We start from the raw sequence: 25989 nt of genomic DNA on the forward strand, positions 1-25989 counted from the left end.
GTCCTCAAACTCCCCCAGAGGGGGCACCCCCAGACAGGCTGGAGCGAGCCGCCCGGATGAACGATCCGCCTACTGGAACGATCGCCTACTGGTCCGAGGAGAACCGCACCGCCCCCGCCGGGATCCGCGCGTCGCACCACACGCGGGCGCCCTCGCGGAGTTCGTTGTCGGGGCCGACGACCGCGCCGTCGCCGATGACCGTGCCGGTGAGGACGGAGCGTTCGCCGACGCGGGCGCGGGTGCCGATGAGGGAGTCGGTGATGACCGCCCCCGGTTCGATCACCGCGCCGGGCAGGATCGTGGAGCCGAAGACGCGCGCGCCCTCGGCGACGAACGCGCCCTCCCCGACCACCGTGCCGCCCGTCAGCTTCGCGTCGGGGGCGACCGTGGCCGTCGGCAGGATCAGGCGGTCGCCGCAGCGGCCGGGGACCGCCGGGGAGGGGGCCCGGCCGAGGACGAGGTCCGCGGAGCCCCGCACGAAGGCGGCCGGCGTGCCGAGGTCCAGCCAGTACGTGGAGTCGACCATGCCCTGGAGGTGCGCTCCCGCCGACAGGAGGTCGGGGAAGGTCTCGCGCTCGACGGAGACCGGGCGGCCCTGCGGGATGGTGTCGATGACGGAGCGGCGGAAGACGTACGCGCCCGCGTTGATCTGGTCGGTGACGATCTCCTCGGGGGTCTGGGGCTTCTCCAGGAAGGCCAGGACCCTGCCCGTCTCGTCGGTGGGGACCAGGCCGTAGGCGCGTGGGTCCGTCACCTTGGTGAGGTGGAGGGAGACGTCCGCGGACGTGGACTCGTGGGTGGCGACCAGCCGGCGGATGTCGAGACCGGTGAGGATGTCGCCGTTGAAGACGAGGACGGGGTCGTCGGGGCCCGAGTGCAGGCGGGAGGCGACGTTGCGGATCGCGCCGCCGGTGCCGAGGGGCTCGTCCTCCGTGACGTACTCGATGTGGAGGCCCAGCGCCGAACCGTCGCCGAAGTGCGGTTCGAAGACCTCCGCCAGATAGCTGGTGGCGAGGACGATGTGGTCCACGCCCGCCGCTCTCGCCCGTGCCAGCTGGTGCGTCAGGAACGGCACGCCGGCCGCCCGGACCATGGGCTTGGGCGTGTGCACCGTGAGCGGGCGCAGCCGGGTGCCCTTGCCGCCGACCAGGAGGATCGCTTCTGTCACCTTCGTCTCTGCTTCCTGCCGGGACCGGCCGAACTGTCTTTCGGCCGGCCAGTGTATGCAGACCGTTGCGTGGCAACTTCGATGGCCGTGCGGTGTTGCATGCGGTGTCCCATGCGCTGTCCCCCCGACGGCTTGTGGAATGTGCCCCCCGCTGGACGTGACTCCGCGTCCTCCGGGGTCGCCGGGGCCTCCCCAGGCCCCGGGCGCCCGGGCCCGCGTCAACGGCCCTGGTAGCGGGCGGCTGTCGAGCGGGCCGAGCCGAGCTTGCCGTAGAGCTGCTTTCCTGGGCATTCCGTGGCGAAGCCGTCCCGGTGGCCGGAGATCACGTTCAGTCGTACGTTCTTACCTTTTGCGTAGAGATTGCCACCGCCGGACTTCAGATATGTCTTTCCGACCGGATTGGCCCCGAACAGACCCAACTTCCACGCCGTCAGACGCGCGACGGCCGTCACCGCGGAGGCGGGCGGCTTGGTGGAGGAGAACGTACCGATCACCGCGATGCCCATGCTGTTGCTGTTGAAACCGAGGGTGTGGGCGCCCAGGACCGCCTTGGTCACTCCCCCGGCGCGGCCCTCGTAGATGTTTCCGCACTTGTCGACGAGGAAGTTGTAGCCGATGTCCCGCCAGCCCATGCTCTTGACGTGGTAGCGGTAGATACCACGGATGACTGAGGGTGCCTGGGAGCAGGTGTAGTTGTTGCCCGACGCGGTGTGGTGCACGAAGGCCGCCTTGACCTTCGTCGTGTAGCGGAAGCCGCTCTCCCGCAGGCTCTCGTCGGCGCCCCAGCCGCGGCGCGTGACGATGCCCGGGCGGGGGCCGATGTACGGCTTGGCCCTCTGGCTGTCCGTCAGTTCGGCTGCGCGCAGGGTGAGGAGCTCGCGTTCGGTGCCGGCGCGGTCGCGAGCGGGGATCACGGTGGCGCCGAGGGGGGCGAGGTCCAGGTTGGCCGCGGAGGCGGCGGTCGCCTCGGTGGCCGTCCCGGAGGGGGTCCCGGTGGTGGTCCCGGTGGTGGTCCCGGTGACCGTCCCGGTGGTGGTCCCGGTGGTGGTTCCGGTGGTGGTCCCGGTGGTCGTCGCTGCCGCCGTGTCCGGTGGGTCGACGGGGACGGGGACGGGGGCGGGGGCGGTCAGGGAGCGGCTGCGGGGCGGGCCGACGGGCGCGTGGCCGGGAGCGGCCGTCGCGGGGTCGAGCCGGCCGGGGTCGACCAGTTCCAGGCGCAGGCCCGAGGGGAGCGGGGCGGCCGAGCTCGCCGTACGCGGACCGCGGGCGGTGTCCTCGGTACGGACCTCGGCCATGGGGGTGACACGGACCTCCACGCCGTCGGAGCCGCCCACCCACAGGGGGGCGGTGGCGCCGCGGACGCGGCCGGAGGCGCGCTCGGCCGTCTCCCGGTCGGCGCTGTGGTCACCGTTGTGGGTCTCCAGGTCCTGCCAGCCGGACCAGGTGCCGGTGCCGGTGGCGCGGGTGCGGACCTGGACCCGGCCGTGCAGTTCCGCGTCCGGGTCGTCCCAGACGACGCCCAGGAGGGAGAAGTGGGACACGTCCCTGCGGGGCAGGCCCTGCTCCGCGCCGGGGGCACGGTCACGGGCGAGGGGGGTCAGGGGCAGCGACTGGGTGCTGCCGGGGAGCGGAGCGGCGGGACTCGTGGCCCGGGCCGCGGCGGTCGCCGACTCCGCGGCCGGCGCGGGTGGCACCGTCGCCGCGATGGCGGGCGGCGTCAGCGGGAGGGCGAGAGCCGCCGCGCAGGTGACGCCGATCGAGGAAGCAAGCAATCCACGCATGGCACTGATCCTGGGCACCGCCTCCACGCGTCCGCACATCGAGAAGCTGACGGTCCGTCGCGTCCGTTGCGCCGAACCGGTGGCCCGGCGGCGGGTGTCCGGCGCGGGCGGCGCGTACGCTTGCGCGGGTGAACGCCACCGATCGCACCCCTGCCGACCTGCTGCGTTCCGCGCTCGCCGCGGATCCCGCGCGCCCGCTGGTGACCTTCTACGACGACGCCACCGGCGAGCGGGTCGAATTGTCCGTGGCCACCTTCGCCAATTGGGTGGCCAAGACCGCCAACCTCCTCCAGGACGGGCTGTCCGCCGAACCGGGCGACCGGGTCGCGCTGTTGCTGCCCGCGCACTGGCAGACGGCCGTGTGGCTGCTGGCGTGTTCGTCCGTCGGGGCCGTGGCGGACGTGGCCGGGGATCCCGCGCGCGCGGACCATGTCGTGGCCGGGCCCGGCCTGTTCGAGGCGGGGCTGGCCTGCCGGGGCGAGCGGTACGCGCTCTCCCTCGCGCCCCTCGGCCGGCGCTTCGTGCCCGCGCCGCCGGAGGGGTACGCCGACTACGCGGTGGACGTCCCTAGCCACGGCGACCGTTTCGTCCCGTACGCGCCGGTCGACCCGGAGGAGCCCGCGCTGATCGTGGCGGGCGCGGAGTTCACGGGCGCGGAGATCGTGGAGCGCGCCCGCGCGGACGCGGCGGGCCTCGGCCTGACGGGCCCCGGCTCCCGCCTTCTGTCCGCCCTTCCCTACGACACCTGGGAGGGCCTCAGCGCCGGCCTGTACGCCCCCCTGGCCAGCGGCGGCTCCGTGGTCCTGTGCCGGCACCTGGACCAGGCGACCGAGGAGACGGTGGCCCGGCGGATCGAGAGCGAACGGGTGTCGGCCACGGCACGGTAGGCGCGGCGGGGCCGGCTCCGGCAACCCCCGGGCCGGCCGCGGGTTGCCGGCCGCGGGTTGCTGACCGCGGATTGCTGACCGCGGATTGCCGGCCGCGACCAGGTCGCGGTGTGGCCGGCCCGGGCGACGGTCGCCCGGGCCGCATGCCTTCATCCCTGCCCGCATGCCTTCATCCCTGCCCGCACGCCTGCATCCCTGCCCGCACGCCTGTATGCCTGCCCACATGCCTTCCTGCCCGCCGCCATGCGGGTCTGCCTGCCCGCATGCCTTCCTGCCCGCCGCCATGCAGGGCTGCCCGCCTGCACGCCCGCGGGGCCGCCCGCCCGCACGCCTTCCTGCCCGCCGCCATGCGGGGCCGCCCGCCCGCACGCCCGCGGGTCTGCCCGCCCGCCCGCACGTCCGCATGCCGTCCCCCGTTCGGCCCGCCCCCGCCCGCGCCCCCACCCCGCCCGCGCCATCGTCGTAGGAGCACCACGAGACGTTGGCAGGACGGACGGCGTGTCCGTACCGCGGGCAGGAGGGGTGGATGGCGGCGTGAGCAGGGACGCAGGCGCATCCGGGCCCCTCGGGCCGGGGGTAGGGGCCTCCGCTCGGGGGGCGGGGTCCGTGCGGCGGCGCCGGCGGCGGTGGGTGCGGTACGGGGCGGGGGCGGCCGCCGTGCTCGTGGTGGGGGCCGGGGCGGCGGGGTGGGCGGTGTACGCCGAGCTCGAGGGGAACATCACGCCCGACGAGGCCGCCGCGGCGGAGCTGGCGCGGTACGCGCAGGAGCGGCCGACGGCGCTGGTGAAGGACGCCCGGAACATCCTGCTGATCGGGTCGGACACGCGTTCGGGTACCGGTAACCGCGCGTACGGGCGGGACTCGGGCACCGAGCGGTCGGACACGACGATCCTGCTGCATCTGGCCGCCGGGCGGCGCGGCGCCACCGCCGTCTCCCTGCCCCGCGACCTGATGGTGGACGTACCGGCCTGCCGGCGCCCGGACGGGAGCCGGACCGAGCCGATGTTCGCGATGTTCAACTACGCCTTCCAGGCGGGCGGCTCGGCCTGCACGATCCGCACCGTGGAGAAGCTGACCGGGATCCGGATCGACCATCACGTGGTGGTCGACTTCAGCGGGTTCAAGGAGATGGTCGACGCCGTGGACGGGGTCGAGGTGTGCCTGAGGGAGCCCGTCCGCGACAAGGCGGCCAAGCTGCGGCTGCCCGCGGGGCGGGTGACCCTGGACGGCGAGCAGGCCCTCGGCTACGTGCGCGCCCGCAAGTCGCTCGGCAACGGCAGCGACACCGACCGCATGGACCGGCAGCAGCGGTTCCTCGGAGCGCTCGTCAACAAGGTGCGCAGCGACGACGTCCTGCTGAATCCGGCGAAGCTCTATCCCGTGCTGGACGCCGCGACGTCCGCCCTCACCACCGACCCGGAGCTGGCGAGTCTGCGCGGCTTGTACCGGCTCGTGCGCGGCCTGCGCGACATTCCCGCGGACCGGGTGCGGTTCCTCACCGTTCCCCGGGAGTCGTACGTCTACAACGCCAACCGTGACCAGCTCGTGGAGCCCGAGGCGGAGAGGCTCTTCGGCCTGCTGCGGGCGGACGCGCCCGTGCGGGTCGCGCGGGACGGCTCCTCGGCGCCCGGTTCCGCGGAGCCGGGCGGCCACGACGCGTCCCGTTCGCCGAGCCCGTCCCCGCCCGTCTTCCGCGGGAACACGGCCGCCGAGGACGGCTGCGTCTGAGCCCCGGCCGCGTCCCCGCACGGCCCCGCGCGGTCCCCGCACGTCCCCCGCGGGTAAAGCGCTTCCCAAGCGCACGTGTCCCGGAGAAGGCGACTTCAAGGAAATGGGACGGATTGCCCGGTTGTAGGGACGTGGAATTTGTCACCGTCGTCGTTCGACGCTGAACTGGGCGGATAGTGTGAGCGATCCGGTGCACCCGGCCACGAGGTCTGTCCTGCGGTCGAGCACTGAGTGACCGATTGACTGAGTGACCGAGACGACCCGAGCGCCTCCTGAGGGGGAGAGGCGCCGCGTGGCCCCGACGGAGGATTCGGACAACCGTGGACGCGCAAGGCCGTGGGCGGGCGGACAACATCGACCCCGCAGACCAGTGGGTGCTCAATCCGGACACCGGCGAATACGAACTGCGACTGACCCCTTCCGCACCGCAGTCGGCGGTCCCCGGGCCCCGCAGGGCCGAAAGGCGCGCCGCGGGGTCCAAGGGCGGGTCGGGCGCGGTGCGCAGCCGGACGCCGGCACCGGAGCAGGACACCCCGCAGACGCCAGAGGTGCCCGGCCCGCGCCGGCGCCGCGGCACCCCGGAGGAGGCGCCCGCTCGGCGCGGCCGCCGGCCGGCGAAGAAGAAGACGAAGACGAAGGGCAGGAAGATCCTGCTGTGGACCGGCGGGACCATGGCCTTCGTGCTGGTGGGCACGGCCGCGGCGGCCTACCTCTACCTGCAGCACCTCAACGACAACATCACCTCCGTCTCCGACGACGGCGCGAGCACCGGTGGCTTCAGCAAGGACAAGGCGATCAACCTGCTGCTGATCGGCACCGACAAGCGCACCGGCTCGGGCAACGAGGGCTACGGCGACGCCGGCAGCGTCGGTCACGCCGACACCACGATCCTGCTGCACGTCTCCAAGGACCGGACGAACGCGACCGCGCTGAGCATCCCGCGCGACCTCATCGTGGACATCCCGGACTGCGAGACCACGCAGGAGGACGGCACCACGGAGGTCATCGAGGGGACCGAGAACGCCCGCTTCAACACCAGCCTCGGCCAGGGCGGCCGGACGCCCAGCTGCACCATGCGCACGGTGACGGAGCTGACCGGGATCACCCCCGACAACTTCATGGTCGCCGACTTCAACGCGGTCAAGACGCTGACGACCGCGGTCGGCGGGGTCGAGGTGTGCCTGGCCAAGGACATCGACGACGAGGACTCGCACCTGAAGCTGTCGAAGGGCACGCACACCATCCAGGGCGAGCAGGCGCTGGCGTTCCTGCGCACCCGGCACTCGGTGGGCTTCGGCGGCGACCTGAGCCGCATCGAGCTCCAGCAGCAGTTCCTCAGCTCGCTGATGCGCAAGCTGAAGTCGAACGACACGCTCACCAGCCCCAGCAAGATGATCAAGCTGGCGGAGGCGGGCACCAAGGCGCTGACCGTCGACTCCCAGCTCGACAGCATCGGCAAGCTGAAGGACCTGGGCCTGGAGCTGGGCAAGCTCAACGTCAAGAACCTGACCTTCACCACCGTCCCGGTGGTCGACAACCCGGCCGAGACGGTCGCGTCCACGGTCGTCCTCAACGACTCGACCGCGCCCACCGTGTTCCAGATGATCCGGGAGGACATCTCGTTCACCGAGGTGAAGGAGAAGGCCAAGGCGTCCAAGGACGCGGCGTCGGCCGCCGCGGCGGCCCGTCTCGAGGGCACGCAGTCCGCGGCCTCCGAGGTGCGGGTGCGCGTCATGAACGGCGGGGCCCCGGCCGGCAGCGCACAGGAAACTCTTAACTGGCTGCAGAATGATGAGGGTGTGACGAAGTCCGAGAACGCGGGCAACGCACCCGAGGATCTCAGCAAGACGACGCTCGAGTACGCGCCCGACCAGGCGGCGCAGGCCCGCAAGCTCGCCGCCATCATGGGGCTTTCCGGGACCGCGCTGAAGCCGGGTGAGAGCGTCACCAACTCCCAGGGTCTGCCGACGATGACGCTGACGCTGGGCAAGGACTTCAAGGGCGCGGGTGTCTCGCTCACGGCTTCGACGACGGTGCCCGACACGGTCCAGAAGTCCACGGCGGACAAGGTCGAGTGCGCCAAGTAATCGCCAAGTAGGTAACCCTGCGGGCCCGTCGAGCGTCTGACGTGACGCGGGACGGGCCCGTGTCAGGCGCACGGCGGGGAGGGCAGGGGAAGTGGCGCGGAGCAGTGTGCGGGGGAAGGTTCCCGAAGTCGAGGACGCGAAGTCCCCGACACCGGTGGACCGGGACTCGATCGAGGACGGGCACGGCGGCGGCGCCGGTGACGGCAGCGGCGACGGACACCACGGCGACAGGCACCACGGTGACGGCGGCGGGTCCGGTGCGGGCGACGGCGGTCCGGGCGGCAGCGACGACGGGCGCAGATCCGGCCGCGGCCCGGAACGCGGCCGGCGCAGACGGCGCGTGCTGCGCTGGTCGGCGACGGTGCTGTCGCTGGTGATACTCGGCGGCGCGGGTGCCGGTTACCTCTACTACGAGCACCTCAACGCCAACATCAAGAGCGACGACCTGAACCTGGGCGACGCCAAGGACCGGGCGGCGGAGACCAAGACCAACGCGGCCGGGCAGAAGGCGCTGAACATCCTGCTGATCGGCTCGGACGCCCGTGACACCGCGGAGAACCAGAAGCTCGGCGGCGCCAAGGAGACCTACGGCGGCACCCCGCTCGCCGATGTGCAGATGCTGCTGCACGTGTCGGCGGACCGCAGCAACATGTCGGTGGTGAGCATGCCGCGCGACACCCTGGTGGACATACCCAAGTGCACCGACCCCGACGACGGGGAGGTGTACGCGGCGACGACGACGCGGACGATGACGAACCAGTCGCTCGGGCGCGGCGGCCCGGGCTGCACGGTGGCCACCTGGGAGAAGCTCACCGACATCCACATCGACCACTTCATGATGATCGACTTCGCCGGTGTGGTGTCGATGGCGGACGCGATCGGCGGTGTGCCGGTGTGCGTGGACGCCAACGTCTACTCGCACACCAGCACCGGCAAGGGCTCCGGACTGAAGCTGGCGGAGGGCACGCACGACATCAAGGGCGAGCAGGCCCTGCAGTGGCTGCGCACCCGCTACGGCTTCGAGGACGGCAGCGACCTCGCCCGCGCCAAGGCGCAGCACATGTACATGAACTCGATGGTCCGCCAGCTGCGCTCCGAGGCGAGGCTGTCCAACCCCAACGCGCTGCGCAGGCTCGCCGAGGCGGCCACGAAGGCGATCACCGTCGACGACGGCCTGGACAGCATCAAGAAGATGTACGACCTGGCGACCGAGTTGCAGAAGGTGCCCACCGAGCGCATCACCATGACGACGATGCCCAACCGCTACGTCGGCAGCCGGGTGGAGCCCACCGAGGACGCCACGCAGCTGTTCCGGCTGGTGCGCGAGGACATCGCCCTGGACGGCAAGGGCACCGCGAAGGCGACCGCGTCCGCGAGCCCGTCGCCGACGGACACGGATCCGGCCGCCGCGGACGACGAGATCGCCGTACAGGTCCACAACGGCACCTACACCGACACCCTCGGCGCCGCGAGCGGGCGGGCGACCGCGGTGCGGCAGCTGCTGGTCGGCGAGGGCTTCACGCAGGCGGTGGCGGACCCCTCGGCGGCCACCTCCGAGGAGACGACGGTGATCCGCTACCCGAGCGCCGACCTCCAGGGCGACGCCGAGCGGGTGGCGAAGGCCCTGGGCATCCCGACGGGCCAGGTGGTGCAGTCCACCGACGTCACCGGGATCACGCTCTACGTCGGCGCGGACTGGCGGTCGGGGTCCACGTACGAGGCGCCGGAGCAGGACGACACGACGCCCGAGTCGGCCGAGTCGATGAACGCCTCCGACACCAGCCAGTGCATGCACGTGGATCCGGACTACACCTGGTAGCCCGGATCCCGGTGGGGCGCCGACCGTCGGCGCCCCAAGGCCTCGGTGCGCCCCGCGGTGCCGGTGCGCCCGACGGCCTCGATGCGCCCCACGGCATCGGTGCGCCCCACGGTCTCATTGCTCCCCGCAGCCCCAGCGCGCCCCGCGGTCTCAGCGCGCCCCGCGGTCTCAGCGCGCCCCCATGGTCTCAGTGCGCCCCGCGGTCTCAGTGCGCCTCGGCGCCCAGGACCGCCGGGCGGCGGGAGGCGATGACCTTCCTCGCCAGCGACCTCGGGCTGGTCAGGAAGCCCCAGCCCCACGACATGTGCATGGTGGCCAGGGCCACGGGGATCCGCAGCCGCGCCTTCAGCGGCAGTCCCTTGCCGGCCGGCACCGACCCGGCGACGATCGCCGCGAGGTAGCCGCCGGGGATCACGAAGCCGAGCGGGGTGACGGCCGCGCCCACCACGATCCCGGCCGCGATCGCGCACACGGCGGTCGGCGGGGCGAGGTAGCGCAGGTTGATGGAGCCCTCGTGGTAGCGGGCGACGACGTGCCGCCAGCGGCCGTAGTCCTTGTACTGCTTGGCGAGCGCCCTGACGCTCGGCCGCGGCCGGTACGACACCTTCAGCTCGGGCGAGAACCAGATCAGCCCGCCCGCCTCGCGTATGCGGAAGTTCAGCTCCCAGTCCTGGGCGCGGATGAACTCCTCGTTGTAGCCGCCCTGCCGCTCCAGCGCCGCACGCCGGAACACACCGAGGTAGACGGTCTCCGCCGGGCCCGCCTGGCCACCGGTGTGGAAGGCGGCGTTGCCGACCCCGATCCTCGAGGTCATGGCGGCGGCGACGGCGTGCTCCCAGTCGTTCTCGCCCTCGGCGTGCATGATGCCGCCGACGTTCTGCGCGCCGGTCTCCTCCAGGAGCCGTACGGCGGTGGCGATGTAGTCCGGGGAGAGCATGCCGTGCCCGTCGACGCGGACGACGACCGGATGGCGCGAGGCCTTGATCGCGGCGTTGAGCGCGGCGGGCGTACGTCCCGTCGGGTTGGGGACGGTGTGCACGCGCGGGTCGTCGGCGGCGAGCTCGGCCGCGATCTCGTCCGTGCGGTCCGTGGACGGACCGAGGGCGATCACGACCTCCATCTCGCCGGCGTACTCCTGCGCGAGGATCGCTTGGACGGCTCCGCGCAGATGCCGCTCCTCGTCGAGGACGGGCATGATGACGGACACGGCGGGGAGCTGCACGTCGGACTTGGCGTTCATAGGACGCTCACGTTACCGCGAACGGGGGACAGGCTCGCGCCCCGCCGGGTGTGCTGCCCCGGACCGCAGATCGTATGGGCCTACGGTGCTCACGGCTCCCCCTCGTACGGCCGTCGCCCGGAGGTGACCCGCATGTCCCCGACCCCGCACCGGTCGTCCGGCTCCCGGCCCGCGCGTCGTCCGCCCGCACTCCCCCTTCGGAGGAAGCGTCCCCGCTGGGCCATGCGGGCCACGATGACCCTCTCGGTCGTGATCCTGGCCTCCGCCGGCATCGGCCACTCCGTGGTCAGCAGCCTCGACGCGGACATCGCCCGCGTCGACCCCTTCAAGGACATGAAGAACCGCCCGCGGGCCGGCCACGGCATGAACGTGCTGCTGGTCGGCACCGACGGACGGGACAAGATCACCGAGCGGGAGCGCCGGCGCTACCGCCTGGGTGGCGCGCCCTGCCACTGCACCGACACGCTGATGATCGTGCACATCTCGGAGGACCGGGAACGGGCGAGCGTGATCAGCCTGCCGCGCGACTCCTTCGCCCAGACACCCCCGCACACCGACCGCGCCACCGGCCGGACGCACCAGCACCCCTTGAGGATCAACGCGGCGTACGCGGAGGGCGGGCCGCAGCTGACCGTCCGGACCGTCGAGCACATGACCCGCGTGAAGATCGACCACTACCTGGAGGTCGACTTCACCAGCTTCATGCGGACGGTGGACGTCCTCGGCGGGGTGCGGATCTGCACGGCCCGGCCGCTCAAGGACCGGTTCACCGGCCTGGACCTGCCGCCCGGCACGCACGCCCTCAAGGGCGGCCAGGCCCTCCAGTACGTCCGCTCCCGGCACATCGACGCCGACTCCGACTTCGGGCGCATGAAGCGCCAGCAGCGCTTCCTGGCGGCCCTGGTGGACCAGGCGACCTCCTCGGGCGTCCTGCTCAACCCGCTGAGGTTCCGTGACGTGGCGCGGGCCGTGCTGGGATCGGTGCGGGCGGACCGCGGCTTCGGCGCCGACGAACTCCTCGACCTCGGCCGCGCCATGCGCACCTTCTCCCCGTCGTCGTCGGAGTTCACGACCGTCCCCGTCGCCCAGATGGGATACGTCGTGAAGGGCATCGGCTCGACGGTGAAGTGGGACCCGGTGAAGGCCGAGCGCCTCTTCCGGGCCGTGCGCGACGACAAGCCGCTCGCGGCGGCGCCCCGGGCGCGCGGCACGGCCGTACGCGTCGAGGTGGCCCCGCAGCAGATCCGGGTCCACGTCGAGAACGGGACCACCACCGTGGGTCTGGCCAAGGAGGTGGACGCGGGTCTCGCGGCCACCGGCTTCCGCACCAGCGGCCGCCCGACCACCGCCGCGAACCGGGCCACGCGCCGCACGGTCATCACCTACGACCCCCGCTGGGACCGCTCCGCCCGGTCGCTCGCGGCGGCCCTGCCCGGCAGCGAGATGCGCGCCGCCCCCGGCCTCGGACCGACGCTGAGGGTCACCGCCGGCGCGGACTTCCGGGAGGTCCGCAGGGTCCGCGCCAAGGACCCGGGCCAGGGCGAGTTCGGGGTGGTACGGGGGGACGAGGTGGGCTGCTCCTGACCTGACGGGGGGACGACGGACCCGCCCCGGCCCGGAGGGTGCCAGGTGTGTTGAGGCCCTAGTCCTCGAAGCCCTCCGCCGCCCGCCGTTCCCGGAGTTCCATGATCGCCCGGCGGCGGGCCAGGCGGTGGGTGCGGCGGATCCGGGCCTCCTGGTGGCGGCGGCGGTCCCGGTCGGTCTCCGGCAGGACCGGGGGCACCCGGCGCGGCCTGCCGTCGGCGTCGACGGCGGCGAAGACGAGATAGGCGGAACCGACCTGGGTGGGCGGCGCGGACTCGTTCCAGCGCTCGGCCAGAACCCGTACCCCCACCTCCATGGAGGTCCGGCCGGTCCAGTTGACCTGAGCCTTCACATGGACGAGGTCGCCGACGCGGACCGGCTCCAGGAACACCATCTCGTCCATGGACGCGGTGACGGCGGGGCCGCCGGAGTGCCGGCCGGCCACGGCGCCCGCCGCGTCGTCGACGAGCTTCATGATCACACCGCCGTGCACCGTGCCCAGGAGGTTGGTGTCGTTGTGGGTCATGATGTGGCTGAGGGTGGTGCGGAACACGGAGGTGGGCTTGCCCGGGATATCCGGGGTGTCCGGGGTGTCCGGGGTGCCCGAGTCCACTGCGGTGACCTGGTCTGTCATGACCTCCACCTTATGGTGAGGGGGACATCCCGGGATTTTGTGTCAGCTTGGCAACAGCGGGCCCCCGATTTTCCGACGGCCCTTGTACGGCATGCGGCCGTTCCCTGCACACTGGGGCGCATGAACGATTGGCCCGAGGGACCGTCCGACGACAACCGCGGCACCCGGTACGGAAGCGGCAGCGCCAGCGCACGGCCCGAGAGCGCGCGCGTCATGCGTCAGGTCCGCCGCGGCCGGCCCGCCCCGCCGCAGAGCCACGGCATCCCGCAGCAGCCGTCGTACGTCGACGGTCAGGGACACGGCGACTTCACCGACGCCCGGGGCACCGGGTACGACAGCGGCTACAACACGGGCCAGGTCTACGGCACGCCGCCCGGCGGAGGCGGCCCCGGCGGAGGGGGTTCGGGCGGGGGCCGCGGGCCGCGCCCGGCGCCGAACTGGCGGCGGCGCATCAAGGTGACCTCGATCACCGTCGCGACCGTGCTGGTCGTGACGACGGTCGGCACCTACTTCTGGGCCGACGGCAAGCTCCAGCGCGAGGTCGACCTGTCGAAGGTCATCGACCGGCCCGACGAGGGCGAGGGCACCACGTACCTGATCGTCGGCTCCGACAGCCGTGAGGGCATGTCGGCGGAGGAGAAGAAGGAGCTGCACACCGGCTCCGCCGACGGCAAGCGCACGGACTCGATGATGATCCTGCACACCGGCTCCAACGGCGACACGCTCATCTCCCTGCCGCGCGACTCGGACGTGGAGATCCCGACCTTCGTGGGCTCGGAGTCCGGCAAGACCTACGAGGGCACGGGCCGGCACGTGAAGCTGAACGCGGCCTACGCCGAGGACGGGCCCGAACTGCTCGTGCGCACCGTCGAGTTCAACACCGGCCTGCGCATAGACCACTACGTGGAGATCGGCTTCGCCGGCTTCGCGAACATCGTGGACGCCGTCGGCGGGGTCGAGATGGACATCCCGCAGGACATCAAGGACACCAAGTCCGGGGCGGACTTCAAGAAGGGCAAGCAGACCCTGAACGGCGAGGAGGCCCTCGCCTTCGTCCGCACCCGGTACGCGCTCGCGGGCTCCGACCTCGACCGCACGAAGAACCAGCAGAAGTTCCTCGCGGCCCTCGCCAACCAGGTGGCCACACCGGGCACGGTCCTCAACCCGTTCAAGCTGTACCCCACCATGGGCGCGGGCCTCGACTCCCTGATCGTCGACAAGGACATGGGCCTGTACGACCTGGCGTCCATGTTCTTCGCGATGAAGGGCGTCAACAGCGGCGACGGCAAGTCCATGAACATGCCGATCTCCGGCTCCACCGGCGGCAACCTGGTCTGGGACGAGACGAAGGTGAAGCAGCTGGTCGACCAGCTGAAGAACGACGAGAAGGTGACGGTGTCGGGTGACTGACGCCCCCGGAGCCAGACCGCCGTTCGCCGCGGTCCTGTGCGACATCGACAACGTGGTGCGGCATTTCGACTCCTCCCACCTGGAGGCGCTGGAGCGGGCCGCCGGCCTGGCGGAGGGCACGACCAAGAAGGTGGCGTTCGCCCCCGAGGCCGTCGGACCGCTGCTGCTGGGCCGGATCACGGAGCAGGAGTGGGTGGAGTCCATCGCCCGCGGCCTGGCCGGTCTGGTGGACGAGGAGACGGGCTGGGCCCTCGGCACCGCCCTGCTGGAGTCGCCCTTCCGCGCCGACGAGACCGTGGTGACCCTGCTGCACCGCGCCCGGGCCCGGGTGCCGGTGGTCCTCGTCTCCAACGCCACGCTCGGCCTGGAGCAGGACCTCGACGCCCTCGGCCTGGCCGGACTCGCCGACCACGTCGTCAGCAGCGCCCGCGTCGGCCTCGCCAAGCCCGACCCGCGCATCCTCGCGCTGGGCGCCGAGCGGGCGGGCGTACGGCCCGAGCGGTGCCTGTTCGTGGACGACACGCTGGAGAACGTCGAGGCGGCCGCGGCGCTGGGCATGACCGCCGTGCACTTCCGCGGACCGGACGACCTGGAGCGGGCGCTGGAGCCGCTGTTCGCCTGAGCCGGCGGCCGTGCCGATCCCCGGGCACACACGACGAGGGCACCCCGAGGGGTGCCCTCACGTGCCGTCCGGCCGCGTCACATCGAGGCGCCCGCCATCGCGCGGCACATCTCGGCGCAGCGGCGACAGGCGTCGGCGCAGCGCGCCATGCCGGCGTCGTCCGGCATGGCGCTACACGCCTCGGCGCACATCTCGCACGCCTTGGCGCACATCGCGCACATCTCGGCCGACATGGGCGAGCGGCGCATCATCATGTCGGCGCACATGCGGGTCGTCTCGGAGCAGTCCATCAGCGCGCGCATGATCTGCATCTGGGCCTGGCCGCCCATCTGCAGGCAGGCGCTCATGGTCTCCTCGCACACGCCGTGGCAGGACATGCACGCCTCGACGCAGTCCTGCATCTCCTTGCTCATGGCGGTCATGGTTCCGGGCTCGGTCATGACTCCTCCTGCGGAGAGTGACGGGCCGGGGCCCGGACGGACCCCGCGCGCCCTTCTGTGGTACGCCTCCCCGCCGTCCCGCGCCATCGGACGACGGCGCGGGCGGTCCCCGGCGCACCGCCGGAGGCCGCCCGCCCGCAGGTCAGACACCCCGGAGGGCCCGACACCGGCCGGAAACCGTTACGGCGCCCCCCTCCTGGAAGGGGCCTCCCGGCAGCCCCGGTCCATGCGAGCCGGTTACAGATACGGGCGGGTGATCAGCTCGATCGCGTGGCCGGCGGGGTCCTTGAAGTACACGCCTCGACCACCGTGCTCGTTGTTGATCTCGCCTGGACGGCGCATCTGCGGATCGGCCCAGTGCTCGATGCCGCGATCACGCAGCCGCCGATACGGGCGGTCGAACAGCTCGTCGTCGAGCAAGAACGCGTAGTGCTGCATCTGGATCTCCACCGGCGGCTCGGCGAACTGCAGCAGCACGCCGTCGGCGAGCTGGACGTTGGTGAACGGGCCCCAGGACGGTGCTTCCGGCAGTTCCAGCAACTCCCGGAAGAACCGGGCCGACTCGTTGCGGTCCTTGGCGGCGATGATGGTGTGGTTGAGCGTGGCTGTCATTCGGCTGACCTCTTTGTTGTTCGACGCGGAAAACGGACTCGCGGTGCGCGAGTGCCGGGAGGTCCGCGTGCCGAACTGAGGGGGTGCGTTCTGCGCACCCGCCGTGCGATCAGGCCTCCACCGGGTGGCCGATCCGTGCGTGGCGTGGCGCCGGTCCGGTGTTCACGTCGGGGGACCCTACTTGATGGGACCGACGGCCACAACAGGGCCGCCATCGGCGGCGATTGGCCCGCCAAGCGGCGGCCTTGGCCGGCTGGCCGGTCCGTGATCGGATCGGTGAGTCGGAGGCGAAGTCCGCGTTCGGTTCGGCGCGGGCATCGCGCCGGCGGACGTAGGCGGCGATGGCCGCGTTCTGCTCGGCACGGCTGCGGCGGTCGGTGCCGTTGAGGGCGAAGTGGCGCACCGCGAGGGGCGGGAAGGTCACCTGGTTCGAGCTGCGGCAGTGAGCGGGCCGGGCGGCGTACGTACTTCGCCCTCCGCCCGCAGGTCCGAAGACGGGCGGAGGGCGACAGCGCCTTGGAGAGCCTTATGGCAGGTTCCTGGCCATCACGATCCGCTGGACCTGGTTCGTGCCTTCGTAGATCTGGGTGCTTTATAGGCCATACGGCTCTGACCTGTGCGAACACCCCTCCGAGAGGGGGTCTCCCCAGCATTTCCCCATGATCGTCAAGGGTCTCCGCAGACAGAAGGTGCGCTGGAGGCACCTCCGCCAGTCGCGCGGTATACGAGCAGGCCCGGCGCAGGTTACGCGGTTTCCCGTTCCGTCAACCGTGATCGCTTGACCGGTACGCCCGGCCCTCGGGAGCATCAACCCAGATGCGGGGTACTGGCAGCGGCACGGGAGAGGGGAACCCAGACCATGAAGGTCACCAAGCTGGTCAGCACGTGCGACATCAAGGACTGCCCGACGATCTACTCCACGGATCGCGGCACCCTCCTGGTACAGGGCGAGACGCCAACCGATCACGGGCTTCAGATTCCCTCGCACGAAACCCTGGTCGAGATCCCGGTGGAACTGATTCAGAAGGCCATCCGTGACAACCTCATCTAGGACCCTCGGCGACCTCTTCGGCACCTTCGAACGCGAGGCATTCCGACTGGAGACCCTGGACGACTACAGCAAGTCCGGGAGCATCGACGCCTACCAGGCATTCCTGGCCGGGGAGCCACAGCCGGACGACTACAACGCGGGATGGGTCGAAGAACTACGCTCGCACACCGGAAAGGGGAAGCGGGTATACCGGGTCCATATCCTGTCCCGCCCACTGACGAACTATCTTAGATTCGAACTCGGCTGGGGCCACCACAAGAACGTGAGCGGGGGTGAAGAGTTCTTCATACTCGACATCACCGACAAGCCCAACCCCTTGGAGAACGTTCCGGATTTCTGGTTCTTCGACTCCGAATCCGTGGCCGTGATGAACTACGACGGAAGCGGAGAGTACCTGGGTTCGGAAGTGCTACCGCCGGAACGCACAGCGGAATTCACACGGTACCGTGATGCGGCTCTCGCGCACGCGGAACCGTTCACCGAATGGTGGGCCAAGTACGGGGCGTGAACAGAGCACAGCTTGGGGCCGCGCTGCGGGCGCTGCGAGTGGCATCCGGCAAGGAAGCCAAGGCGGTGGCCCGCAGCGCACTCATGTCCCCGTCCAAGCTCTCCAAAATCGAGAACGCGAAGCTCGCACCCAGCGCGACGGACGTAGAGCGCATCCTGACCGCCATCGGCGTCTCGGACGAGGTCAAGGCGGAGTACACGGAAGCCGCACGCGCGTCAGCGACGGAGGCGACGGCGTGGCGCCTGCTCAAGCGGATCGGAGTCCACAAGGGCCAGCAGGCCGCCAAGGCTCTGGAAGCCCAGATGTCCCTCTGCGGGTTCAGCAACACGACATCGCAAATCATGCCTTCGTCATCCGTGACGACCGCATGGTGACCGTTGAAACCGTCCATGCCGAAGTCGTCGTTACGGACCCGCGAGATGTGATTCTCTACGTTGACAAGTTCGAAGGATTCGAGCGATTCGCGGTGGCCGGTGACGAAATGCGGGATCTGATCGAAGCTATCCGTAACGACTTTTTGCGGGAACAGGAAACAGGCTAGAGGCGCGATCGTGACCCGCCGAAGATGGGGGCCATGGTGAGCGACAGCAGGGCACAGAGGACCGAAGCGGCTGATCATCTTGGCAGCAGTGAGGCCCGACAGTTTCTCTCTCGTCTTTCCGGAACGTTCGGCGTCGGTGGCGTGCTCATGGTGCGAAAGAGCGACCCTGGCCCCGAAGGGGCGGACCTGGCGCCGAGTTCGGATTTGCACTGGCCTCGGTGTGAGTGCGGGAACCCGAAGTGCCCTGACTACAAGCCCCCGCCGAACAGCCCGTCAGAGGGACTGCGCAGCAGAGTCGCCGCAGCCAACGCACGGAGCCGTAGGGGTGGGCTGTGAGCGTCAGAGCGGCCATGCGGTACGTCATGCACCGGATCACCGAGCATCCCGACACGGACGTGACGTTCAAAGCCGAGTGTCTGCACTGCGGTTGGAAGGCCACTCCCGCCGATGACTCGGCATCCGTCGACGTGGAGTGCATGAGCCACACAGGCCGGTCCGGGCACGCCGGTTTCCGGCGCATCCGGACCTCGTTCGCCATGGTCGTTCGCGCCGAGTAGCGGCCCACTCCGGCGGTGGAATCCCTGAACTCCCGCCCGGTTTGGGCGGCGGCGGTCAGTCATGACCGCGATCAGTTGAGCAGGAAGGTGCAGTGATGCTGAACGGAAGTGATCTGTACGCGCTCGACATCAACGGGGCCTCGTTCGTCCAGGCGTGCGGCGGCCCCTGCACCGAGGGGTGCGTGACCCTGGCCCGCATCGGCGGCGGCGCCTGGGCCCTCGGTGACAGCAAGCGGCCCGACGCGCAGCCGCTGCGGTTCACCACGGAGGAACTGGACGCGGCCGGTATCGACCCGGCGCGCTTCGGCCTGAACCTCTGATCCTCCCCTCACGCCGGCCGGGCCGGGTCCGTCCCCCGTCCCTGGGCCCGGTCCGGCCGGCACCTCTCGGAACGGGAACGACTCGTGCACCACCACGGCTATCTGTGGACCGGCCCGAAAGAGCGCTTCGACCAGGAAGCGCTACGACGGCCCCCGCATCCTGAGCCGCCCCCTGCCGGAAGCAGACCGGACCTGATTCAGCGGTACCGCGAGGTAGCCGCAGAGTTCCCCACCTCTGATCTGCCACCACTGGAAACGGCGTACTGGCTGGTCAAACCCCGTTCCTTGATTCGCGGCACGTGGGATGAGGCGAAGGAAGCAGCATCGTGGCTCGCAGAACGGTTGGCCGAGTACGCGCCCCGGTTCACCTGCGACAGGGACCGCGACACCACCCATCTGGCGACGCTGATCAACTCCGTTGCAGAGCGACTCGGTTCAGGAGCTGATGTGTCACTCGGCTTCTACCTCGAACGTCCCTCGTATCTGTCACTGGCACTGGTGACCTGCTCCCCCAACCGATCAATACCGGAGCTGGCCTGTCCCGTCGGCTGACAGATCTCTTTACAGGACCGTTTCCGTCAATCGCTCACAGAGCGGAGACCGCAGTAGGGCATGCAGGCAGGCCGGTGTAGTGCGAAGTACGGTGGCCGGTGCGTCGGACTCACGCAGCAGCAGTGCATCGGGAGCGGCGGTGACTTCCACGCAGTCCCGGTTGGCGTCGTCACCGGAGAAGCTGGACTTCTGCCACTTGCGTTCCTGCACGTGCACCTCGCTCCCGCTCAGAGCCGCTGAGCCAGGCTCCGGATGAGGTTCAGCGACGGCCCGGGACCAAGGGCCGCAGCCCTCAGCTGGTCGAACATGAGTTTATACGCAGCTACTTGATCGTCGTCTTCCACGTACAAGGTGGAGACAGCAGTCTCGGTTCGCACTACATCCGACTCGGGGTCCGGCAGACCCACGATACCGAAGGGGCCGTTCACGCCTCGGTGTGAGTCTGTCGTGTACGGCAGCACCTGGACCGTCACGTGCTCTCGCTGGGCCATACAGATGAGGTGGGCAAGCTGGTCCCGCATCACCTCCGGCCCGCCGAACCTGCCGTGCAGCACGGCCTCATAGAGGACGACCTGGAGTTCCGGCGCCCGTTCGCCGTCGTCCAGGACTCTCTGGCGGAGCATCCGTCCGCGTACGTGTTCCTCCAGTTCGTCATCAGGTACACCGAGGCGGCCCCGCCTGAAGAGCACCCGCATGTACTCCGGGGTCTGCAACAGACCGGGGACCAGAATGGTCTCCCAGGAGCGCAGGTCATCCGCCTTCGACTCCATCTCGATCAAGTCGGCGAATCCCCCACTGAGGACATCGCCGTAACGGTTCCACCAATTGCGCCGGCGCCCTTCGCGCGCCATGTCGGCCAGCGCTTGGCCAAGGCGGTCGTCCGTCACGCCGTAAGCCTGCAGCAGCGCCTTGAGCTCAGCGGCGCGGATGCCGTTCAGGCCCGTCTCGATCCGGCTGATCTTCGCCTTGCCACACTCCAGTACTTGGGCGGCCGCGTCGATCGACAGGCAGGCTCCTTCACGCAGCTTCCGCAGCTCGGCGCCCAGGCGTTTCTGGCGGATGGTCGGGTTCTTCCGTGGCGGCATACGGAACGTCCTAGCAGTTCCGCCGCCGACTCACTGGAGGAACGGGTCACTTAACCAGAAAGAGTCATTCCAAGGGGGAACACTGCACCTTTCCTTTCCGCATCGCTAACGTCGTACACCGAGCGCTCCCCCACACCTCTCACGGCCCCCGGAAGGCACCGCCTCCGCACTCCATGCGGTGGCCGGCAGAGCCACCGCGTGAGTGGGCGTGTTCCAACTGTCTGTTCAGAGAGAGAAGTTCAACGATGAGACAGCGTCCTGCCCCGCTCTCCGACGGCTCCTGGGAGTACCAGCTCACCCTCCCCCACCACGCCATCGGCTCCGGCGTCGCACGCAGTACCGTCCGCACGATCCTCACCCGCCACTCCCTGCCCGGCCTCGCCGACACCGCCGAACTGCTGACCAGCGAGTTGTGTGCCAACGCGTACCGCTATGCCAGCGGGCCCGCAGCCGTGGACGTGCGCTGGGACGACGGTACGCTTCACGTCAGCGTGCGGGACGGCAGTGACGTACTGCCGTGTCCGGCGGATGGAAACAGCGAAGGGGAGGGCGGGCGCGGCCTGCTGCTCGTCAGCCGGTGCGCCCATGCCTGGGGCAGTCACACCGCTCCCGCGAGCGACGGGAAGGTCACCTGGTTCGAGCTGCGGCAGTGCGCGGGCCGGGCGGCGTACGTACTTCGCCCTCCGCCCGCAGGTCCGAGGACGGGCGGGCGGAGGGCGACAGCGCCTTGGAGAGCCTTATGGCAGGTTCCTGGCCATCACGATCCGCTGTACTTGATTCGTGCCCTCATAAATCTGTGTGATCTTGGCGTCGCGCATCATGCGCTCGACCGGGTAGTCGCGGGTGTAGCCGTAGCCGCCGAGGAGCTGGACGGCGTCGGTGGTGACCTCCATCGCCACGTCCGAGGCGAAGCACTTGGCCGCGGCGCCCTGGAAGGTGAGATCGCTGTCGCCGCGCTCGGACTTGGCCGCGGCGGCGTAGGTGAGCTGGCGGGCGGCCTCGATCTTCATGGCCATGTCGGCGAGCATGAACTGGATGCCCTGGAAGTCGGCGATCGGCCGGCCGAACTGCTTGCGCTCCTGGACGTAGCCCTTGGCGTAGTCGAAGGCGCCCTGGGCGACGCCGAGGGCCTGGGCGGCGATGGTGATGCGGGTGTGGTCGAGGGTCTTCATCGCCGTGGCGAAGCCGGTGCCCTCCTCGCCGATCATGCGGTCGGCGGGGATGCGGACGTTGTCGAAGTAGACCTCGCGGGTCGGGGACCCCTTGATGCCGAGCTTCTTCTCCGGGGCGCCGAAGGAGACGCCCGGGTCGGACTTCTCGACGACGAAGGCGGAGATGCCCTTCGAGCGCTTCTCCGGGTCCGTCACCGCCATGACCGTGTAGTACTCGGAGACGCCCGCGTTGGTGATCCAGCGCTTGACGCCGTTGAGGATCCAGTGGTCGCCGTCGCGGACCGCCTTGGTCCTCATGCCGGCCGCGTCCGAGCCGGCCTCCGGCTCGGAGAGGCAGTAGGAGAACATCGCGTCGCCCTTGGCGAGCGGGGTCAGGTACCGCTTCTTCAGGTCCTCGGAGCCGGAGAGGATCACCGGCAGGGAGCCCAGCTTGTTCACCGCGGGGATGAGCGAGGACGACACACAGGCGCGGGCGACCTCCTCGATCACGATCACCGTGGCGAGCGCGTCGGCACCCGCGCCGCCGTACGACTCGGGTACGTGCACGGCGTGCAGGTCGTTCGCGACGAGCGCGTCGAGGGCCTCCTGGGGGAAGCGGGCCTCCTCGTCCACCGCGGCGGCGTACGGCGCGATCTTCGCCTCGGCCAGTGAGCGGACGGCGTCGCGGAGCATGTCGTGCTCCTCGGACGGGCGGTACAGGTCGAAGTCAGCCGATCCGGCCAAGGTCTCTCACGCTCCAAAACACTGGGGTGATCTCGCTAATTACCGTTAAGTAACTCAAAGTTTAGGGGGCCGCTCACAGGAGTGTCACGTGAGCTTGGCGACAGGGGGAACGGCATGGGAGAACTGCCCGGTGAGAGGCTCTCCCACGCCCCGGCTATGCTCGGGCGCGCCATCCTGATCCCCGTCCAGCCCAGGAGCTGCCCCCATGGCCCTCAAGATCACCGTGATCGGCACCGGTTATCTCGGCGCCACGCACGCCGCGGCCATGGCCGAGCTGGGCTTCGAGGTCCTCGCGCTCGACGTCGTGCGCGAGAAGATCGAGATGCTGGAGCGGGGCGAGACCCCGATGTACGAGCCGGGTCTGGAGGAGCTGCTGCGCCGGCACGTCCCGGGCTTCGAGGGGTCCACCGGGCGGCTGCGCTTCACCCAGGACTGGGCGGAGGTCGGCGCCTTCGGCGACGTCCACTTCGTGTGCGTCAACACGCCGCAGAAGCACGGCGAGTACGCCTGCGACATGTCGTACGTCGAGTCCGCGATCGCCTCGCTGGCCCCGCATCTGCACGGGCCGGCCCTCGTCGTCGGCAAGTCGACCGTGCCCGTGGGCTCCGCCGACCGGCTCGCCCGCACCATCGCCGGGCTGGCCCCGGCCGGTGCGGACGCCGAGCTGGCGTGGAACCCGGAGTTCCTGCGCGAGGGCTACGCCGTGCGGGACACGCTGCACCCGGACCGGATCGTCGTCGGCGTGCGCAGCGAGCGGGCCGAGAAGGTGCTGCGGGAGGTGTACGCCACGCCGATCGGCGAGGGCTCGCCGTTCGTCGTCACCGACTTCCCGACCGCCGAGCTGGTGAAGACCGCGGCGAACTCCTTCCTCGCCACCAAGATCTCCTTCATCAACGCCATGGCCGAGGTCTGCGAGGCCGCCGACGGCGACGTCGCCAAGCTGGCGGAGGCGATCGGGCACGACGACCGGATCGGCAAGAAGTTCCTGCGGGCGGGGATCGGCTTCGGCGGCGGCTGCCTGCCCAAGGACATCCGGGCGTTCATGGCGCGCGCCGGCGAGCTGGGCGCCGACCAGGCGCTGACCTTCCTGCGCGAGATCGACTCGATCAACATGCGCCAGCGCGGGCAGATGGTGGAGCTGGCCCGGCAGGCCCTGGGCGGCGGACCCTTCCTGGGCCGCCGGGTCGCCGTGCTCGGCGCGACGTTCAAGCCGGACTCGGACGACGTCCGCGACTCGCCGGCGCTGAACGTGGCCGGCCAGATCCACCTCCAGGGCGGTCAGGTGACCGTCTACGACCCGAAGGGCATGGAGAACGCCCGCCGGGTCTTCCCCACCCTCGGTTACGCCGACACGGCTCTGGAGGCGGTGCGGGGCGCCGACGTCGTCCTGCACCTCACCGAGTGGCGGGAGTTCCGTGAGCTCGACCCGGCGGTGCTCGGGGAGGTCGCGACCGCCCGGGTGCTCCTCGACGGGCGCAACGCGCTCGACCCGCAGCTGTGGCGGAAGGCCGGCTGGACGTACCGGGCGATGGGCCGCCCGACCGCCTGACGGGACCCGCCGCTCGTCCCCGCCGTGACGGTACGGACGACGCCGGTTCGGCCGAGGCTCAGTCGGCCGAACCGGCGTACGCGTGCATTCTGCCGCACCCGGGTGGTCCGTGCGGTGTGAACCCCCGGTGGGTTACGGAGCGCGCACGGCTGGGTACCCGTGTCCTCGTCCGTCCGCCGGCCATCGAGGAGGCTGCCCATGGCACCCGTCGCCCGTGTCCGTTCCGTCGTGCTCGACTGCCCCGACCCGCACGCGCTCGCCGGCTTCTACGCGGCCGTGCTGGGCGGCACGCCGGAGGCCGAGGAGGGGGACGACTGGGTCGTCCTGGAGGTGCCCGGAGGCCCCCGGCTCTCCTTCCAGCAGGTGGCGGACCTCACCCCGCCCGAGTGGCCGCGGGGCGACCGCAACGCGCAGCAGTTCCACCTCGACCTCGACGCCGGTGCCACCTGGGAGGAGGTCGACGCGGCGCACGAGCGGGTGGTGGCGCTGGGCGCGCGGCCCCTGGACCTGGAGGACCGGGAGAAGAAGGACTTCCAGGTGTACGCCGATCCGGCGGGGCACCCGTTCTGCCTGTGCCGGATCGAGCATCCGTGAGCGGGCGCCGGTGAGCGGAGGCCGGTGGTACGGGCGGCGTACCCGGGGTCCCGGGTACGGGTCCCGGGTACGGGTCCCGTCACCGGCGTCCGTGAGCGGGGCGGCGGCCGGACGTGCCGGCCGGTCCGCCCCGCGCGGGCCGGGTCAGCCGTCCAGCGACTCGATCGTCGCGTTCGACGGGCCGCGCGTCGCCTTCAGGCCGCGGGCCACGTCCTCCGCCGCGCCCAGCACCCGGACCGCGTTCTGCCAGGTCAGCTTGGCGAGGTCGGCCTTGGACCAGCCGCGGTCGAGGAGTTCGGCGATGAGGTTCGGGTAGCCGGAGACGTCGTTCAGGCCCTCGGGGGTGAAGGCCGTGCCGTCGTAGTCGCCGCCGATGCCGAGGTGGTCGACGCCGGCCACCTCGCGCATGTGGTCCAGGTGGTCGGCGACCGTGGCGACCGTGGCGGTCGGGCGCGGCCGGCGCTCCTGGAAGGCGCGGTGGACCTCCATGGCCCGCGCGGTGGTGTCCAGCGGGTGGAAGCCGTGGGCGCGCATGTTCTCCTCGGCGTCGGCCGTCCAGTCCACGGCCGCCTGGAGCACGAACTTCGGCACGAACGTCACCATCGCGACGCCGCCGTTGGCGGGCAGCCGCTCCAGGACGTCGTCCGGGATGTTGCGCGGGTGGTCGCAGACGGCCCGTGCGGAGGAGTGGGAGAAGATCACCGGCGCCAAGGACGCGTCCAGCGCGTCCCGCATCGTCGTCGCCGCCACGTGGGAGAGGTCGACGAGCATGCCGAGCCGGTTCATCTCCCGCACGACCTCGCGGCCGAACGCCGTCAGCCCGCCGGCCCTCGGCTCGTCGGTCGCGGAGTCCGCCCAGTCGACGTTGTCGTTGTGGGTGAGCGTCAGGTAGCGCACGCCGAGCGCGTACAGGCCGCGCAGGGTGCCCAGGGAGTTGGCGATGGAGTGGCCGCCCTCGGCGCCCATGAGGGAGGCGATACGGCCCTCCGCGCGGGCCGCCTCGACGTCGGCGGCGGTGAGGGCGGCGCGCAGGTCGCCGGGGTGGCGGTCGATGAGCCGCCGTACGCAGTCGATCTGCTCCAGGGTCGCCGGGACCGCGCCGGGCTGGTCCGCGCGCACGTACACCGACCAGTACTGGGCGCCGACGCCGCCCGCCCTCAGGCGGGGGATGTCGGTGTGCAGGTGGGCGCGCTGGTCGACGGCGACGTCCCGGGCGTCGAGGTCGTAGCGGACCTGCTCGCGCAGCGCCCAGGGCAGGTCGTTGTGCCCGTCGACGACCGGGAACTCGCGCAGCAGTTCGCGGGCCTCCTCCAGCCTGGCCACGG

At 70.9% G+C, this 25989-nt stretch carries 24 protein-coding genes and 2 pseudogenes; 16 read left to right on the top strand and 10 right to left on the bottom strand.

Annotated elements, in window-relative coordinates; genetic code table 11:
• Positions 1-85: 85 nt before the first annotated feature.
• Both ACFV9M_RS27770 and ACFV9M_RS27775 read right to left on the bottom strand, forming a co-directional pair.
• Positions 86-1168 (bottom strand): sugar phosphate nucleotidyltransferase, encoded by a 1083-nt coding sequence (locus tag ACFV9M_RS27770; RefSeq protein ID WP_385069256.1) that lies wholly within the window; start codon positions 1166-1168, stop codon positions 86-88.
• A gap of 218 nt (positions 1169-1386) precedes the next feature.
• Positions 1387-2949, bottom strand: a complete 1563-nt coding sequence (locus tag ACFV9M_RS27775; protein WP_385069258.1) for a peptidoglycan recognition protein — start codon at positions 2947-2949, stop codon at positions 1387-1389.
• 128 nt (positions 2950-3077) lie between these two features.
• Here ACFV9M_RS27775 and ACFV9M_RS27780 point away from each other — a divergent pair, with 128 nt between their 5' ends.
• The 4 genes from ACFV9M_RS27780 to ACFV9M_RS27795 all read left to right on the top strand — a co-directional run bounded on the left by ACFV9M_RS27780 (position 3078) and on the right by ACFV9M_RS27795 (position 9470).
• A complete protein-coding gene (locus tag ACFV9M_RS27780) occupies positions 3078-3836 on the top strand; it encodes a TIGR03089 family protein (protein WP_385069260.1) in 759 nt (252 codons plus the stop codon).
• A gap of 534 nt (positions 3837-4370) precedes the next feature.
• Positions 4371-5564 carry an LCP family protein gene (locus ACFV9M_RS27785; RefSeq protein ID WP_385069262.1) on the top strand — a complete coding sequence of 398 codons (1194 nt, stop codon included), beginning with the start codon at positions 4371-4373 and terminating at the stop codon, positions 5562-5564.
• A gap of 320 nt (positions 5565-5884) precedes the next feature.
• Complete coding sequence (locus tag ACFV9M_RS27790; RefSeq protein WP_385069263.1) at positions 5885-7651, top strand: LCP family protein; 1767 nt, start codon at positions 5885-5887, stop codon at positions 7649-7651.
• A gap of 91 nt (positions 7652-7742) precedes the next feature.
• Positions 7743-9470 carry an LCP family protein gene (locus ACFV9M_RS27795; protein ID WP_385069265.1) on the top strand — a complete coding sequence of 576 codons (1728 nt, stop codon included), beginning with the start codon at positions 7743-7745 and terminating at the stop codon, positions 9468-9470.
• Positions 9471-9675: 205 nt separating this feature from the next.
• Here ACFV9M_RS27795 and ACFV9M_RS27800 read toward each other — a convergent pair whose 3' ends face one another.
• Positions 9676-10710 carry a glycosyltransferase family 2 protein gene (locus ACFV9M_RS27800; RefSeq protein ID WP_385069266.1) on the bottom strand — a complete coding sequence of 345 codons (1035 nt, stop codon included), beginning with the start codon at positions 10708-10710 and terminating at the stop codon, positions 9676-9678.
• Positions 10711-10932: 222 nt separating this feature from the next.
• On the opposite strand from ACFV9M_RS27800, the gene ACFV9M_RS27805 reads away from it, so the two are divergent.
• Positions 10933-12294: an LCP family protein gene (locus tag ACFV9M_RS27805; RefSeq protein WP_385069268.1), complete on the top strand. Its 1362-nt coding sequence runs from the start codon at positions 10933-10935 to the stop codon at positions 12292-12294.
• 58 nt (positions 12295-12352) lie between these two features.
• Here ACFV9M_RS27805 and ACFV9M_RS27810 read toward each other — a convergent pair whose 3' ends face one another.
• The gene (locus tag ACFV9M_RS27810) at positions 12353-12928 is read right to left on the bottom strand and encodes an acyl-CoA thioesterase (RefSeq protein WP_385069269.1); all 576 of its coding nucleotides are present in this window, start codon (positions 12926-12928) and stop codon (positions 12353-12355) included.
• Between the two features lie 120 nt (positions 12929-13048).
• On the opposite strand from ACFV9M_RS27810, the gene ACFV9M_RS27815 reads away from it, so the two are divergent.
• Positions 13049-14338: an LCP family protein gene (locus tag ACFV9M_RS27815; protein ID WP_385069271.1), complete on the top strand. Its 1290-nt coding sequence runs from the start codon at positions 13049-13051 to the stop codon at positions 14336-14338.
• The gene (locus ACFV9M_RS27820; RefSeq protein ID WP_385069272.1) at positions 14331-14960 is read left to right on the top strand and encodes an HAD family hydrolase; all 630 of its coding nucleotides are present in this window, start codon (positions 14331-14333) and stop codon (positions 14958-14960) included. Before ACFV9M_RS27815 ends, ACFV9M_RS27820 begins: the two co-directional genes overlap by 8 nt.
• 77 nt (positions 14961-15037) lie before the next feature.
• On the opposite strand, the gene ACFV9M_RS27825 is transcribed toward ACFV9M_RS27820, so the two are convergent.
• Complete coding sequence (locus ACFV9M_RS27825; RefSeq protein WP_385069273.1) at positions 15038-15400, bottom strand: four-helix bundle copper-binding protein; 363 nt, start codon at positions 15398-15400, stop codon at positions 15038-15040.
• Between the two features lie 237 nt (positions 15401-15637).
• The gene (locus ACFV9M_RS27830) at positions 15638-16012 is read right to left on the bottom strand and encodes a VOC family protein (protein WP_385069274.1); all 375 of its coding nucleotides are present in this window, start codon (positions 16010-16012) and stop codon (positions 15638-15640) included.
• Between the two features lie 859 nt (positions 16013-16871).
• Between ACFV9M_RS27830 and ACFV9M_RS27835 the strand changes: the two genes are divergently transcribed.
• The 6 genes and pseudogenes from ACFV9M_RS27835 (at position 16872) to ACFV9M_RS27860 (ending at position 19541) form a co-directional block, all read left to right on the top strand.
• Positions 16872-17063, top strand: coding sequence for a hypothetical protein (locus tag ACFV9M_RS27835; RefSeq protein ID WP_385069276.1), 192 nt, complete (start codon positions 16872-16874; stop codon positions 17061-17063).
• Positions 17047-17571, top strand: coding sequence for a DUF6879 family protein (locus tag ACFV9M_RS27840; RefSeq protein WP_385069277.1), 525 nt, complete (start codon positions 17047-17049; stop codon positions 17569-17571). Before ACFV9M_RS27835 ends, ACFV9M_RS27840 begins: the two co-directional genes overlap by 17 nt.
• A pseudogene (locus ACFV9M_RS27845) lies at positions 17568-18112 on the top strand (helix-turn-helix domain-containing protein). Before ACFV9M_RS27840 ends, ACFV9M_RS27845 begins: the two are co-directional and overlap by 4 nt.
• A gap of 332 nt (positions 18113-18444) precedes the next feature.
• Positions 18445-18669 (top strand): hypothetical protein, encoded by a 225-nt coding sequence (locus tag ACFV9M_RS27850; RefSeq protein ID WP_385069279.1) that lies wholly within the window; start codon positions 18445-18447, stop codon positions 18667-18669.
• 95 nt (positions 18670-18764) lie between these two features.
• Positions 18765-18989 carry a DUF397 domain-containing protein gene (locus ACFV9M_RS27855; RefSeq protein WP_385069280.1) on the top strand — a complete coding sequence of 75 codons (225 nt, stop codon included), beginning with the start codon at positions 18765-18767 and terminating at the stop codon, positions 18987-18989.
• An 84-nt stretch (positions 18990-19073) separates the two neighbouring features.
• Positions 19074-19541, top strand: coding sequence for a hypothetical protein (locus ACFV9M_RS27860; protein WP_385069282.1), 468 nt, complete (start codon positions 19074-19076; stop codon positions 19539-19541).
• Between the two features lie 9 nt (positions 19542-19550).
• Here the strand turns inward: ACFV9M_RS27860 and ACFV9M_RS27865 are convergent, their stop codons facing one another.
• Positions 19551-19757 (bottom strand): DUF397 domain-containing protein, encoded by a 207-nt coding sequence (locus ACFV9M_RS27865; protein WP_385069284.1) that lies wholly within the window; start codon positions 19755-19757, stop codon positions 19551-19553.
• An 11-nt stretch (positions 19758-19768) separates the two neighbouring features.
• A complete protein-coding gene (locus tag ACFV9M_RS27870) occupies positions 19769-20626 on the bottom strand; it encodes a helix-turn-helix domain-containing protein (RefSeq protein ID WP_385069286.1) in 858 nt (285 codons plus the stop codon).
• 245 nt (positions 20627-20871) lie between these two features.
• Here ACFV9M_RS27870 and ACFV9M_RS27875 point away from each other — a divergent pair.
• Positions 20872-21207, top strand: a pseudogene (locus ACFV9M_RS27875) (ATP-binding protein); the annotation flags it as partial.
• Positions 21208-21363: 156 nt separating this feature from the next.
• Here ACFV9M_RS27875 and ACFV9M_RS27880 read toward each other — a convergent pair.
• Complete coding sequence (locus tag ACFV9M_RS27880; protein ID WP_385069287.1) at positions 21364-22521, bottom strand: acyl-CoA dehydrogenase; 1158 nt, start codon at positions 22519-22521, stop codon at positions 21364-21366.
• Positions 22522-22726: 205 nt separating this feature from the next.
• Here ACFV9M_RS27880 and ACFV9M_RS27885 point away from each other — a divergent pair, with 205 nt between their 5' ends.
• Together ACFV9M_RS27885 and ACFV9M_RS27890 are read left to right on the top strand one after the other, a co-directional pair.
• Positions 22727-24070, top strand: coding sequence for a UDP-glucose dehydrogenase family protein (locus ACFV9M_RS27885; RefSeq protein ID WP_385069289.1), 1344 nt, complete (start codon positions 22727-22729; stop codon positions 24068-24070).
• Between the two features lie 198 nt (positions 24071-24268).
• Positions 24269-24664, top strand: a complete 396-nt coding sequence (locus tag ACFV9M_RS27890; protein WP_385069291.1) for a VOC family protein — start codon at positions 24269-24271, stop codon at positions 24662-24664.
• A 144-nt stretch (positions 24665-24808) separates the two neighbouring features.
• Here the strand turns inward: ACFV9M_RS27890 and ACFV9M_RS27895 are convergent, their stop codons facing one another.
• Positions 24809-25987 (bottom strand): dipeptidase, encoded by a 1179-nt coding sequence (locus ACFV9M_RS27895; RefSeq protein ID WP_385069293.1) that lies wholly within the window; start codon positions 25985-25987, stop codon positions 24809-24811.
• Positions 25988-25989: the final 2 nt, after the last annotated feature.

Source organism: Streptomyces sp. NPDC059895 (genome assembly GCF_042731035.1).
In the GTDB taxonomy this organism is placed as follows: Bacteria; Actinomycetota; Actinomycetes; order Streptomycetales; family Streptomycetaceae; genus Streptomyces.